The 13,470-nt window shown below is 31.1% G+C and carries 13 protein-coding genes and 1 tRNA gene; 6 read left to right on the top strand and 8 right to left on the bottom strand.

The features are described 5' to 3' along the window. Positions 1-75: 75 nt before the first annotated feature. The 4 genes from FG167_RS07185 to FG167_RS07170 all read left to right on the top strand — a co-directional run bounded on the left by FG167_RS07185 (position 76) and on the right by FG167_RS07170 (position 6,472). Positions 76-2,487, top strand: a complete 2,412-nt coding sequence (locus tag FG167_RS07185; protein ID WP_203460740.1) for an RND family transporter — start codon at positions 76-78, stop codon at positions 2,485-2,487. 71 nt (positions 2,488-2,558) lie between these two features. Then, complete coding sequence (asnS, locus tag FG167_RS07180; RefSeq protein ID WP_203460739.1) at positions 2,559-3,992, top strand: asparagine--tRNA ligase; 1,434 nt, start codon at positions 2,559-2,561, stop codon at positions 3,990-3,992. Positions 3,993-4,403: 411 nt separating this feature from the next. Next, positions 4,404-5,864, top strand: a complete 1,461-nt coding sequence (gene rpoN, locus FG167_RS07175; protein WP_203460738.1) for an RNA polymerase factor sigma-54 — start codon at positions 4,404-4,406, stop codon at positions 5,862-5,864. Next, a complete protein-coding gene (locus FG167_RS07170) occupies positions 5,864-6,472 on the top strand; it encodes a hypothetical protein (RefSeq protein WP_203460737.1) in 609 nt (202 codons plus the stop codon). Before rpoN ends, FG167_RS07170 begins: the two co-directional genes overlap by 1 nt. Here the strand turns inward: FG167_RS07170 and FG167_RS07165 are convergent. From FG167_RS07165 to FG167_RS07130, 8 genes are all read right to left on the bottom strand, one after another. Then, entirely contained in the window at positions 6,469-7,167 is a 699-nt protein-coding gene (locus FG167_RS07165) for a porin family protein (RefSeq protein WP_203460736.1), read from the bottom strand. The genes FG167_RS07170 and FG167_RS07165 overlap by 4 nt on opposite strands. Before the next feature lie 64 nt (positions 7,168-7,231). Next, complete coding sequence (locus FG167_RS07160; RefSeq protein ID WP_203460735.1) at positions 7,232-7,717, bottom strand: biopolymer transporter ExbD; 486 nt, start codon at positions 7,715-7,717, stop codon at positions 7,232-7,234. A gap of 14 nt (positions 7,718-7,731) precedes the next feature. Next, on the bottom strand, positions 7,732-8,367 hold the full coding sequence (locus FG167_RS07155; RefSeq protein WP_203460734.1) for a biopolymer transporter ExbD: 636 nt from the start codon (positions 8,365-8,367) through the stop codon (positions 7,732-7,734). A gap of 6 nt (positions 8,368-8,373) precedes the next feature. Continuing rightward, complete coding sequence (locus tag FG167_RS07150; RefSeq protein WP_239004459.1) at positions 8,374-8,811, bottom strand: hypothetical protein; 438 nt, start codon at positions 8,809-8,811, stop codon at positions 8,374-8,376. 29 nt (positions 8,812-8,840) lie between these two features. After that, complete coding sequence (locus FG167_RS07145) at positions 8,841-9,611, bottom strand: MotA/TolQ/ExbB proton channel family protein (RefSeq protein WP_203460733.1); 771 nt, start codon at positions 9,609-9,611, stop codon at positions 8,841-8,843. A 161-nt stretch (positions 9,612-9,772) separates the two neighbouring features. Further along, positions 9,773-9,860 (bottom strand) — tRNA-Ser (locus FG167_RS07140). A 75-nt stretch (positions 9,861-9,935) separates the two neighbouring features. Then, positions 9,936-10,967, bottom strand: a complete 1,032-nt coding sequence (locus FG167_RS07135) for an asparaginase (RefSeq protein WP_203460732.1) — start codon at positions 10,965-10,967, stop codon at positions 9,936-9,938. A gap of 4 nt (positions 10,968-10,971) precedes the next feature. Next, a complete protein-coding gene (locus FG167_RS07130) occupies positions 10,972-11,739 on the bottom strand; it encodes a TatD family hydrolase (protein ID WP_203460731.1) in 768 nt (255 codons plus the stop codon). A 71-nt stretch (positions 11,740-11,810) separates the two neighbouring features. Here FG167_RS07130 and FG167_RS07125 point away from each other — a divergent pair, with 71 nt between their 5' ends. After that, entirely contained in the window at positions 11,811-12,254 is a 444-nt protein-coding gene (locus FG167_RS07125; protein ID WP_203460730.1) for a retropepsin-like aspartic protease, read from the top strand. A gap of 60 nt (positions 12,255-12,314) precedes the next feature. After that, entirely contained in the window at positions 12,315-12,947 is a 633-nt protein-coding gene (locus tag FG167_RS07120) for a response regulator transcription factor (protein WP_203460729.1), read from the top strand. The last annotated feature ends 523 nt before the right edge of the window (positions 12,948-13,470 follow it).

The following is a 13,470-nucleotide window of genomic DNA, read 5'->3' as shown; positions in this document are numbered from 1 at the left end:
CTCCAATTTAACTACGTAATCTCGCCAAAATTAAAAGCTATTTCATGTAATTAAATGGTTTTTTTTAATCATACTATGTTCAAACTATTTACAAAAAGTTTTTGGGATGTTGTTGCAAGACTAATACTACGTAATAAGATTGCCATTATTCTTGGTATATTACTAGCTACAGGCTTACTTGCTACACAATGGAAATACATGCGTTTTACGTATACCGAAGCTAATTTATTACCCGATGATCACGAAGTAAACATAAAGTATAATAACTTTCTTGATATTTTTGGTGAAGAAGGAAACCTTATTGTTTTAGGTGTAAAAGATACTACCCTTTTTACTGTCGAAAAACTAAACGAATGGAACAAACTTTCCGAAAGCTTTAAAAACATTGACGAAATAGAAACTGTTGTTTCAATTAGCGATCTTCAAAAGCTTATAAAAGACACCAAAAACGAAAAATTTACGCTAGAACCTTTTATAAAAGACTCTATCACTTCTATAGAACAAATAGATCTTCTGCAAGAAGAACTGTTTGAGAAATATCCTTTTTACGATAACTTTCTGTTTAATAAAAACACAAAAACAGTACGTACAGCAATTTACATGAACAAGGAAATTGTAAATACTGCTGCACGAAAAGACTTTGTTTTTGATAACCTAATACCAAAAATTGCTGCTTTTGAAAAGGAAACCAATCTAGATGTTAGAGTATCTGGAATGCCTTATATAAGAACTCTGAATGCCCAAAATATTGTAGATGAAATTGGTACTTTTATTGGTCTTGCCCTTCTAGTTACTTCGCTAATTTTCTTTTTGTTCTTCCGATCTTTTAGAGCCACCTTTATTGCGCTTATTGTTGTCTGCTTTGGTGTAATGTGGACCTTTGGTATTATTGGTTTACTTAAATATGAAATCACAGTTTTAACTGCGTTAATTCCGCCATTAATTATTGTAATTGGAATACCTAACTGTATTTTCTTAATTAATAAATACCAACTGGAAGTAAAGTTACATGGTAACAAAGTAAGATCTTTACAACGAGTTATTACCAAGGTTGGTAATGCTACATTAATGACCAATGTTACTACTGCTTCTGGTTTTGCTACATTTATTTTAACCGAAAGTCAGCTTTTAAAAGAATTTGGTATTGTTGCATCCTTAAGCATTTTAGCCATTTTCATGTTGTGCTTATTAATCATTCCTATTATATATACCTTTCTTCCCTATCCAAAAGATAGACATTTAGAACACCTAAATAAAAAATGGATTGGTGGTTTTGTAGATTGGGTAGAGCGTATGGTAAAACAAAAACGAATTACCATTTACATTACATCAGTTGTATTATTAACGTTAAGTATCATTGGTATTTTTCAGATTAAAATTTCTGGTAGTTTAATAGAAGACATGTCTAAAAAGTCTGGCTTCTTTCAAGATATTCGTTTTTTCGAAAAAGAATTCAATGGTATTATGCCTTTAGAAATTCTAGTCGACACCAAACGTAAAAAGGGAGTGATGAAGCTTTCTACCTTAAAGCGAATGGATCAGCTAGAAGAAGTTATTCTAGAAACGCCAGAACTTTCGAAGCCAATTTCTGTAGTAAGTTTAGTAAAATACTCTAAACAAGCATACTATAATGGTAATCCGAAATACTATCAATTGCCAACAAGTCAAGAAAATAGTTTTATCATGTCTTATGCAAAAAACTCTTCTTCGGATGTAGACTTGCTGAAAAACTTTGTAGACAGCACCGGACAATATGCACGTATCACCACTTTTATGAAAGATATTGGTACAGACAAAATGGAACGTATTGAAGAAAACCTACAAACTAAAATAGATAAGGTTTTTCCTGCTGAAAACTTTGATATTACCATGACTGGAAAAGCTTTAGTTTTTCAAAAAGGGACAAAATATTTAGTTAAAAATTTAGCTATTTCATTATCGCTTGCTATTTTATTAATAGCATTATTTATGGCATATATGTTTCGATCGTTTAGGATGATTATTGTTTCCTTAATTCCTAATCTATTGCCACTACTAATAACTGCTGGATTAATGGGGTATTTAGGCGTACCTATAAAACCGTCTACCATATTAGTTTTTAGTATTGCATTTGGTATTTCTGTAGATGACACTATTCACTTTTTAGCAAAATACAGACAAGAATTAATTGCTAATCACTGGAAAATAAAAAAATCCGTTTACGCAGCATTACGAGAAACAGGAGTAAGTATGTTTTACACCTCTATCGTATTATTTTTCGGGTTTTTAGTGTTTACATTCTCTAGTTTTGGAGGTACAGTAGCATTAGGAGCTTTAGTATCTGCAACGCTATTATTTGCCATGCTTTCTAACTTATTACTTTTACCATCTTTATTACTTTCGTTAGAAAGAAGTATTGCTAACAAAGAAGTATTAAAAGAACCAGCAATAAATATTATTCCTGAAGATAATGACGAAGATGAAAATCTAAATCTTTCCGAAGAATAAATACAACAATAAATTATATTTGCATACATATACATCGAAGCCTTGGCATAGATGACAAAAATTAAAAGACAATGAACACTAATACAGTTTCACAATTATTAGCTAAAGACCAATTTGGTCTAGAAATAGAAATAAAAGGTTGGGTAAGAACATTTCGTGCGAAACGTTTTATTGCCTTAAATGATGGATCTACCATTAACAATATACAATGTGTTGTAGATTTTGAAAACACAGATGAAGATACACTGAAGCGCATAACAACAGGAGCTGCAGTACATATAAAAGGAGAATTAGTAGAAAGTCAAGGTAAAGGTCAAAAAGTAGAAATTGTTGTAAAAAGCATAGAAATTCTTGGAGATTCAGATCCAGAAACCTACCCAATTCAACCTAAAAAGCACTCTTTCGAATTCTTACGTGAAAACGCACATTTACGTACACGTACCAATACTTTTAGTGCGGTAATGCGTTTACGTTCTAGCTTATCTTTTGCGGTACATAAATACTTTAATGAAAGTGGCTTTTACTACATGCACACACCTATTATAACAGGTAGTGATGCCGAAGGTGCTGGAGAAATGTTTAGAGTAACTAATTTAGATGCTAAAAATCCGCCATTAACAGAGGATGGCAAAGTAGATTTTAAAGAAGATTTCTTTGGAAAGGAAACTAATTTAACGGTTTCCGGACAATTAGAAGCAGAAAGCTACGCTATGTCTCTTGGAAAAGTTTATACTTTCGGACCAACATTTAGAGCAGAAAACTCCAATACTTCACGTCATTTATCTGAATTTTGGATGATTGAACCTGAAGTTGCCTTTATGGATTTAGCTGGAAATATGGATTTGGCGGAAGACTTTATGAAATCGGTAATAAACTATATTTTAGAAAACAATCGTGAAGATTTAGAATTTTTAGAAAGTCGTTTGTTAGACGAAGAAAAGACAAAACCACAAGCAGAACGAAGCGAAATGAGTTTAATTGAAAAATTAAAATTTGTTGCAGATAATAACTTCAAACGTGTTAGTTATACCGAAGCAATCGATATTTTAAGAAACTCAAAACCAAATAAAAAGAAGAAATTTAATTATATCATTGAAGAATGGGGTGCAGATTTACAAAGTGAGCACGAACGTTTTTTAGTAGAAAAGCACTTTAAATGTCCGGTAATCTTATTTGATTATCCAGCAAACATTAAAGCATTTTACATGCGTTTAAATGAAGATGGTAAAACGGTTCGCGCAATGGATATCCTTTTCCCTGGAATTGGAGAAATGGTTGGTGGAAGTCAACGTGAAGAACGTTTAGAAGTTTTAAAAGAAAAAATGGCTGCACTAGATATGCCAGAAGAAGACCTTTGGTGGTATTTAGATTTACGTAAATATGGTACTGCTGTACACTCTGGTTTTGGTTTGGGTTTTGAGCGTTTGGTAATGTTTGCTACAGGAATGACAAACATTCGCGACGTTATACCTTACCCAAGAACACCTCAAAACGCAGAGTTTTAAAAAGTTAGTTTTGTCATTTCGGGCTTACCAAGAAACCTCTTATATAAAAAAGGTTTCTCTACATTGGTCGAAAAGACAAAATAGATTACTTTGATACCATAGAAATTAATAAGGAACCAAAGAATTATGAAAGGAAAATTATCATTAATAATAGGAGTATTAGCTATAGCAAACGTAGTATATAGTTTTTTCAGTAATGTAAAACACTCTTCTATTTTTGGAATGGAATTAAATATTTGGGTGTATAGATTAATTTGGAGTTTTCTTGCTATTAGTATTCTTTATAAATATTTCAAGGATAACAAAGCCACGGAATAACCACAGATCATAAAAATATTTTAATTAAAACAATCTAGATTAGTTATAATCTAGATTGTTTTTTTTATTTTTAGCTTAAATCAAAATTCAACAATGCTTAAACAATATTTACAGTTCAAATTATCTCAAAAATTGTCGCCACAACAAATTCAATTAATGAAATTGATACAGTTGCCTACACAAGCTTTTGAACAACGTTTAAAGCAAGAACTTGAAGAAAATCCTGCATTAGAGGGTGGTAAAGAGGATAACGATAGTGATTATGATGATGACCTAGACAACACCAAAGACGAGTATGATGATAACGAAACCATTGATGCTGGAGATATTAATATAGATGAGTATTTAAGCGATGATGAAGTACCAGAATATAGAACACAAGTAAATAATTACAGTGCTGATGATGAAGAAAAAACGATGCCTTATGCTGCAGGAACTTCATTTACCCAACATTTAATAAACCAATTAAACACTTATAGACTAAGCGACGAAGAACGCGATATAGCAGAATTTTTGGTTGGTAGTGTAGACGAAAGCGGTTATATACGTAGAGAATTGTCTGATATTATGGATGATTTAGCATTTACGCAAAATGTTTTTACTTCCGAAGAAAAAATTGAAAAGGTATTAAAAATTGTTCATCAATTAGATCCAGCAGGAGTTGGTGCTAGAAATTTACAAGAGTGTTTATCTATACAATTACACCGAAAAGAACAGCATCCTGACGTAGCATTAGCAACTAATATAATTGATAAGGCTTTCGAGCAGTTTACTAAAAAACACTATAAAAAACTCTTACAAAAATTTGACATAAGTGAGTTGCAACTTAAAGACGCCATCCACGAAATAGAACGATTAAATCCTAAACCAGGTGGAAGCTATGCGGGAAATAACCGAAGAGTAGAACATGTAGTTCCAGATTTTGCAATAAAAATTGTAAATGGAGAATTAGAACTTACATTAAACGGAAGAAACGCACCAGAACTTCACGTATCCAGAGAGTATAACAACATGCTTAAAGGGTATAAAGACACCAAGAAAAAAAGCAAGTCGCAAAAAGATGCTGTCATGTTTATTAAACAAAAGCTAGATGCAGCAAAATGGTTTATTGAAGCTATAAAACAAAGGCAGCAAACCCTTTTTGTAACTATGAGCTCTATTATGCATTATCAAGAAAAATACTTTTTAACAGGTGATGAGCGTAATCTGAAACCTATGATTTTAAAAGATATTGCAGACGAAATTGAAATGGATGTTTCCACGGTTTCGCGTGTTGCAAATAGTAAATATGTAGATACTCCTTATGGTACTAAATTAATTAAAGAGTTCTTTAGTGAGTCGATGACTAATGATAAAGGGGAAGAAGTTTCTACTAGAGAAATTAAAAAAATACTAGAAACCGTTATTGAAGAAGAAAGCAAGAAAAAACCATTAACCGATGAAGCCTTAGCAAAAATATTAAAGGAAAAAGGGTATCCAATTGCTAGACGTACCGTTGCTAAATATAGAGAACAATTAGATATTCCTGTGGCTCGTTTACGTAAAAAGATTTAATGCATTACATCTTAAAAAGCATATCGTTTATTTTCCATCCTTTAATCATGCCATTACTTGGTGTGATTTTTTACTTTTCAAAATCGCCAAGATTTATTCCTAAAGAAATAATACTAGCAAAGCTTATTTCTATTTCCATATTGACCGTAATATTACCAATACTTATTTATTACCTATTAAAAACAATAGGCAAAACACATAGTATTTATTTAAAAACGGCAAAAGAGCGTATTTTACCTTTAGGACTTAATTGTATTATTATTTACTTAATTGTGAAGCGTGTTTTTCCTCCTAGTGAGATTATAGAGCTTTATTATTTTTTTATAGGCATATTACTATCTAATATTACTTGCTTTATTCTTGCTATACTAAAATTCAAAGCAAGCATACACATGATAGCTATTTCTGGTGTATTTATGTTTTATATAGCATTAAGCCTACACTTTGGAATAAATATTAATGGAACATTAGCTCTAATGGCAATAATTACAGGAGCAATAGCGACCTCTAGATTGCACTTAAAAGCACATAATAACGTGGAGTTAATTGCTGGTTTTTGTATTGGTTTTCTACCACAATTTACATTATTAAATTACTGGTTAACTTAAAGAAGATAAAGCATTAAACCAATTTTAACAGCATGCATATCTAGACTTGTATTATCCAATTGTGCGTCTTTTTCAAAAACCGTATTTAACCCATAATAAAGATGAATATTCCAGGTATTATAACCTGCACTTATAGTAAAACCATATTGCATTTTATCGAAGTCTGAAATACTACTATGTTTAATAGTAGAATCTCCAACAAACTTTGAGGAATTTGCGATTACATAGCTTAATTTAAAGCCCGTATATATCCTCCAAAATTTATACTCTGTTGCTGTAGAAGTTCTCCATCTAAACTCAATAGGAGCTTCTATCATATACGTAGTAAACTTGTTTTTACTATAGGAGGTTTCGTTATCGTCTAAAACCGAATAAGTATAATCGCTATTGTTATCTTTATCAATTAACATATTTTGGTTAAAAGAATTACTAGAAATCCCCAAGCCTACACCAATAGCCATATTACGTTTTACGTTAATTGGCATGTCTTTTATATAACCTAAGTGAAATCCGCTAGAAAAACCACTTTGTGAAACTCCTTTAGGTCTTTTAACCAATAAATTATAGGTAACCCCAATATAAAATTGATCTTCTTTATATAAAGAATCTACTACTTGCTCCACATTCTTTTCTTCTTGCGAAAAAGCATCTGAAAAACTAAATATGCACAATAAAATTAAAAGAATATTTTTCATTTGTTATATAAAAAAAGGCGTTATGATTTCTCAAAACGCCTTTTAATAAAATTAAGATTTATAATTATTTCTTTAAACCTTCTAAGGCATCCCCTTTTCTAGTTGTATAATTAATTTTTAATGCGTTTACCTTACGCAATTCTTGTTTGATATCTGTTACCAATCCCATGTTTGCTTTACTATCTACTTTTAAAGCAGTAGTAAGAAAAGGTACTTCTTCTTCTCTTTTAGATGCTCTTTCAGCAGCTATAAAAGCGGCAATATCCTTAACATCAGCAAACTTATCATTTAACTGTATTCTAGCCTCACTACCGTATTGACTTTTATAATTTGTGCTTGGTTTACCAGCATAAATATACATTACTAAACTCTTTTTATCTAGTTTTTCAACTTGATCTGCTTGAGGTAATTTATTCTCAATCATTAAAGTGTTTTGTCTCATAACAGTAGCTACCATGAAAAAGAATAATAACATAAATACAATATCTGGTAAGGATGCAGTATTCACTGCTGGCATTTCGCCTCCTTTTTTCTTTTTAAATTTAGACATATTTAAGTTTTTTTCTAATTAGACTTTTTTGGTTCCGCTTCAGAGAATATTTGAGGTACTCTTTCTTTAATTTCTTGCAATTTCTCCTTTAGTTTTGCTTTTGTTGCTGGAGGTGTTCTAGCATCTGAATATGCATTACTAGCTTCCACAAAACTCATATCTAAACTTGGATTTGCTTTTCTAAATTCTCTATTTCTTAACTCATTATAAGCAGCAATAATTTCATTCTGTACTGCTATATAAGTATCATAATGCGTTGCTCTGTCATTCTGTAAAGAAATAATAGCCTTTTGAAAATTATCAGATGATCTAGGGTTCTTTTCTCCTTGACAGTATTGGCAAGCATTATCTCCTGTTCCTCCTCCATTATCTAAAAAAGAAACTGCAGCTTTACGCAAATCTTTAATTTCAATAGTTTTCTCTTCTCCTCCAGTTTTTAAGAACAATTGATTTTGTCTATTAACTTCTAATTGGAAAATGTTTTTTTCTTTAATAATAACATCGTCTTCCGACTCTTCCATTGGAGGCAGTTTTCTGTTTAAACCAGAATCTGTTTCAATAGTTGTTGTTACTAAGAAGAAAATGAGAAGCAAGAAAGCGATATCAGCCATCGATCCTGCATTTACTTCTGGTGCTGCTCTTTTTGCCATCTTATTTTATTTAATCATTTTTTTAATTCCAGAGAACAACATAGATCCTATTGCTATAATAGCAAGTGCATAGAACATGTATAATCCAGCTCCTATTAATTTAGAATCACCAGCAGAAAGTACTTCACCTTCTTTCAATGGTGTTTCTACTCCTGTTGCTAGAAAATAACAAATTAAAGCTACTACTAAAAACGCTCCTACAGCCATTAAAGTTCTCTTTAATGTTGCAGCGTTAGAAAATATATTTTTCAATGTAAATAGCACCACTAGAACTAGTATTAGAGCTAATATAGCATAAGCAATATACATAAAGGTATTTACTATCCCGCTAGACTCGCCAGCTTTAATAGCTTCATCACCTACTCCAATAATTCTAATTAGGAAGAACATGGCAATAACGCCAATTACTCCTGCTATTATGGTAATTATTTTTTGTGAATTCATAATATTTTTTAAAATTAGAATTGTTACTATTACTTCTTATATCTTGATAACATATCCATTAAGTTGATAGAAGAATCTTCCATGTCATTAACGATACTGTCAATTTTTGAAATGATATAATTATAAAAGATCTGTAAAATAATTGCTACTACAAGTCCAAATACTGTTGTTAAAAGTGCTACTTTAATACCACCTGCAACAAGTGAAGGTTGCATATCTCCTGCAGCTTCAATTCTATCGAAGGCTTGAATCATACCAATTACCGTTCCCATGAACCCTAACATTGGTGCTAATGCAATAAATAAAGAAATCCAAGATACGTTTTTCTCTAATTGACCCATTTGAACCCCACCATAAGCAACAACAGCTTTTTCAGCAGCTTCTAAGTCTCCGTCTGCTCTATCTAATCCTTGATAGAAAATAGAAGCAACTGGTCCTTTTGTGTTTCTACATACTTCTTTAGCAGCCTCTAAACCACCAGATTGTAATGCGTCTTCCACATTTTGTGTTAATTTCTTTGTGTTTGTAGTAGATAAGTTTAAAAAGATAATTCTTTCGATAGCAATTGCTAATCCAAGAATTAAACATAATAATACGATTCCCATGAATCCTGGTCCACCTTCGATAAATCGTCTTTTAAGTTCTTGGTGAAATCCTTCTGATTCAACTGTTGTTGCATCTGCTGCATCATCTTGAGTTGTAACAACTGTAGTTGCAATAGTGCTTGCATTAGTTGTTGCATTTGCTGTTCCGAAAGCCATAAAACATACTATGGCTAGAATTGAAAATAATCTTTTCATTGGTTCTTGATCTTAATTTTATTAGTTAAAGTGTTAAAGATATAAAAAAAATGCAATTAAAAAATAAAAATACGGCTTATACATATGGAAAAAATTATTATTAATTGTTCCTATTATATAAACAACAAAAGAATTTTTAGTTTGTTAATAAAAATCTTTTGCAGAGAGGAAGGGATTCGAACCCTCGATACGCTATTAACATATACACGCTTTCCAAGCGTGCGCCTTAAGCCACTCGGCCACCTCTCTATAGTTTTTAATCATTAATTACAGTAGAGCAAATAACAAAAAAAAGTTTAGTTGATAAAATTTTGAAGGTTAATTTTAACTCATTTCTCCACGTAAAGGAGTTTCAAAGGTGATTTTGAACGTTTTAGCCATTATTTTTTGCCCTAATAAATACATTAATTTACAAATAGCGGCTTCTGTTGTTATGTCTTTTCCTGAAATTACCCCTATTTTCTTAAGTTTTTCGCTAGTTTCATACTGTCCCATGGCAACACTTCCACCAGAACACTGTGTTACATTAATAATATGTATCCCTTTTTGTATCACATTTTCTAGTAAATCTGTAAACCATTTTTCTGTTGTACAGTTTCCTGCGCCGTATGTTTCTAAAATAATTCCTTTTAGATTTGGAGTAGCAAAAATAGATTCTAAAAGTGCTTTTGAGATTCCTGGAAACAGTTTTACCAACGCAATATTTTCATTAAAATTTTTAAAAACTTTTAGCTTACTCGCTTTTTTAGGTTTTAATAAATACTCCTGATATACTTTTAAATGTACTCCAGATTCTACTAAATCTGGATAATTTAAGGATGCAAAAGCTTCAAAATGTTCTGCATTTATTTTAGTGGTTCTATTGGCTCTATATAATTTGTATTCAAAATATAAACCGACTTCTTGAATAACGGGTTTCTTGTTTTTTTGCAAAGATGCTATTTGTATAGAGGTTATTAAATTTTCTTTTGCATCTGTACGTAAATCCCCTATTGGTAATTGCGACCCGGTAAATATTACTGGTTTGCTTAAATTTTCTAACATAAAACTTAAAGCAGATGCGGTATAACTCATCGTGTCACTACCATGTAAAACTACAAATCCATCAAACTGATTATAGTTATCTTCAATAATTGTAGCGATTTGCGACCAATATTTCGGATTCATATTACTAGAATCTATGGGTTCGCTAAAGGAAATAGCTTCAATAGTACAATCTAATAAATTAAGTTCTGGAATTTTATCGGATAGATTTTTAAAATCAAAAGCCCTTAAAGCTCCTGTTTTAGAATCTTTAATCATTCCTATAGTTCCTCCTGTATACACTAACAGTATGTTTGGCTGATTATTAGACATATTTTTATAGACTAAATATTTCTTTTGAATTTTCTGTGGTAATAGCTGCAACTTCTTCTTCAGTAACCTCGTAGATGGCGGCAATTTTTTCTAACACCTTTACTATATAACTACTTTCGTTACGTTTTCCTCGATATGGTTTTGGTGCTAAATATGGCGAATCGGTTTCTAAAACAATATGTTTTAAATCTATTTGATTGAGGAACTGATCTATTTTTCCGTTTTTAAAAGTAACTACACCTCCAATACCAAGTTTCATATTATAGGAAATTGCTTGATGCGCTTGCTCTAAAGTTCCTGTGAAGCAATGAAAAATTCCGAAAAGGGTATCGTCCTTTTCCTCTTCTAAAATTTCAAAAATTTCATTAAAGGCATCTCTACAATGAATAACTATAGGAAGCTTATACTTTTTAGCCAATTTAATTTGATGTCTAAAAGCGTCTTGTTGAATACCTAAAGTAGTTTTGTCCCAATACAAATCTATACCGATTTCTCCAATAGCTACAAATTTTCTTTTGGCTAGCATTTCTTCTACATGTGCAAGTTCTTCTTTATAGTTTTCTTTTACGTGTGTTGGATGCAACCCCATCATTAAATGTACATTTTCTGGGAAATCTTCCTCTAGTTGCAACATAGACTCCGTATATGTAGAATCTATTGCTGGAATAAAAAAACGAGTAACATTAGCTGCTATAGCACGTTCTATTGTTTCGTGTCTATCTTCATCAAAGGCTTCACTATATAAATGTGTATGTGTATCTGTAATTATCATTTTGCAAAAATAATTGTTTTTATATTTATACCACTTGCCATTTAAATTATCTTTGTGTAAAAGAAAAATTAATGAAAACTTTACAAGAGTTTTTAGGGAAACAAGAGTATTTAAAAATAAAGCTCAAGCTTACTAAAACAAATCATTTTGAAATAAAAGCCTCCATAAATGGAATAAAAGGGCTTTTTATTTTAGACACTGGTGCGTCTAGCTCCTGTGTTGGTTTTGAAGCTATAGAAACTTTTGGCCTTAAGGTGAAAGATTCTAAAATTAAAGCTGCTGGTGCTGGTGCTACAAATATGTTAACGCAAATTTCTAAAAAAAACAAATTAAAAATAGGTCGTTGGAAAAACGAAAAAACAGCACTTATACTATTTAACCTTACACATGTTAATACTGCGCTTACTAATCATAATGCAAAACCAGTAGATGGTATTATTGGTGCAGATATATTAAAAAAGGGAAAAGCGATAATAGATTACGAAAAGAAATATTTGTACTTGAAAAAACCTTAAATAACAAAACAATTTTCTTACATTTACGTGTAATAGCAACTATTACTCCCTATTGAATTAATGAACACTTCTATAATAATAGCAGACGATCATCCTTTAATGCTTCGTGGCATTCAAGATTTTTTAACCTCTAAGGGTTTTAATATCTTAGGAAGTGCTCCAGATGGACAGGCAGCCTACAATCTTATTGTCAAAGAAAAACCAGACATTGCTCTTTTAGACATTCGAATGCCTTACATGACAGGTTTAGAAGTAGCTGAAAAATGCAAAAAAAACAATATTGAAACCAAAATAATCTTAATCACTTTTGATAAAGAAGAGGAGATTTTTGATAAAGCCAAATCACTTGGTATTTATGGTTATATATTAAAAGAGTTCGCTATTGAAGAAATTGAAACATGTATAGCACATGTAGAAATGGACGAGCCTTACTTTAGCGAAGAGATTGCAGACTACCTTAACAAATCGGAATCTACTATAGACACAACTGCACTTGAAAAACTTACTAAATCGGAAAGAAGAGTTGTGCTATTTATAGCAGAAAACATGACTAGCCAGCAAATAGCAGATAAACTTTTTATTTCGGTTAGAACTATTGAGAAACATCGCTCTAATATAGTAGCGAAGTTAAACCTTGATAATAAACCAACAGCGCTATCTATTTGGGCAAACCTAAATAAAGACAACTTTTAAAAAATACGTAGAACTACGTATTTTTTATATCCTAAACATAACATATCTTTACAGAGCTATTAATTCAGTTCTTAGGGAGAATTGTTAAAGGCTCTAGTTTTATATAAACTAGAGCCTTTTATTTTTTCACAATATTTTGTTTCTTAAAAAATACGTAGAACTACGTATTTCATATGTCATAAACATAATATATCTTTACAATGCTATTAATCAGTTCTTAGGGAGAATTGTTAAAGGCTCTAGTTTTATATAAGCTAGAGCCTTTTATTTTTTTATAATGTTTTGTTTCTTAAAAAATACGTAGAACTACGTATTTCATATGTCATAAACATAATATATCTTTACAATGCTATTAATCGGTTCTTATAGGGAGAATTGTAAAAGGCTCTAGTTTAATTTAAACCAGAGCCTTTTTTATTTTACATCCTATTATTTGATAAAAAATACGTAGAACTACGTATTTCATATATCATAAACATAATATATCTTTACAATGCTATTAATCGGTTCTTTAAAAAGAATT

The organism is Lacinutrix sp. WUR7, from assembly GCF_016864015.1.
Taxonomy (GTDB): domain Bacteria; phylum Bacteroidota; class Bacteroidia; order Flavobacteriales; family Flavobacteriaceae; genus Oceanihabitans.
The sequence above is the reverse complement of the archived record's forward strand: the minus strand, read 5'-3'. Positions and strand labels throughout refer to the sequence as shown.

What these genes read in the sequence shown, in the direction of transcription:
- FG167_RS07170 (WP_203460737.1), top strand. Translation starts at nt 5,864, where the DNA reads ATGCATTACATCTTAAAAAGCATATCGTTTATTTTCCATCCTTTAATC.
- FG167_RS07150 (WP_239004459.1), bottom strand. Translation starts at nt 8,811, where the DNA reads ATGAATTCACAAAAAATAATTACCATAATAGCAGGAGTAATTGGCGTT.
- FG167_RS07185 (WP_203460740.1), top strand. Translation starts at nt 76, where the DNA reads ATGTTCAAACTATTTACAAAAAGTTTTTGGGATGTTGTTGCAAGACTA.
- FG167_RS07120 (WP_203460729.1), top strand. Translation starts at nt 12,315, where the DNA reads ATGAACACTTCTATAATAATAGCAGACGATCATCCTTTAATGCTTCGT.
- FG167_RS07155 (WP_203460734.1), bottom strand. Translation starts at nt 8,367, where the DNA reads ATGGCAAAAAGAGCAGCACCAGAAGTAAATGCAGGATCGATGGCTGAT.
- rpoN (WP_203460738.1), top strand. Translation starts at nt 4,404, where the DNA reads ATGCTTAAACAATATTTACAGTTCAAATTATCTCAAAAATTGTCGCCA.
- FG167_RS07125 (WP_203460730.1), top strand. Translation starts at nt 11,811, where the DNA reads ATGAAAACTTTACAAGAGTTTTTAGGGAAACAAGAGTATTTAAAAATA.
- FG167_RS07165 (WP_203460736.1), bottom strand. Translation starts at nt 7,167, where the DNA reads ATGAAAAATATTCTTTTAATTTTATTGTGCATATTTAGTTTTTCAGAT.
- FG167_RS07145 (WP_203460733.1), bottom strand. Translation starts at nt 9,611, where the DNA reads ATGAAAAGATTATTTTCAATTCTAGCCATAGTATGTTTTATGGCTTTC.
- asnS (WP_203460739.1), top strand. Translation starts at nt 2,559, where the DNA reads ATGAACACTAATACAGTTTCACAATTATTAGCTAAAGACCAATTTGGT.
- FG167_RS07130 (WP_203460731.1), bottom strand. Translation starts at nt 11,739, where the DNA reads ATGATAATTACAGATACACATACACATTTATATAGTGAAGCCTTTGAT.
- FG167_RS07160 (WP_203460735.1), bottom strand. Translation starts at nt 7,717, where the DNA reads ATGTCTAAATTTAAAAAGAAAAAAGGAGGCGAAATGCCAGCAGTGAAT.
- FG167_RS07135 (WP_203460732.1), bottom strand. Translation starts at nt 10,967, where the DNA reads ATGTCTAATAATCAGCCAAACATACTGTTAGTGTATACAGGAGGAACT.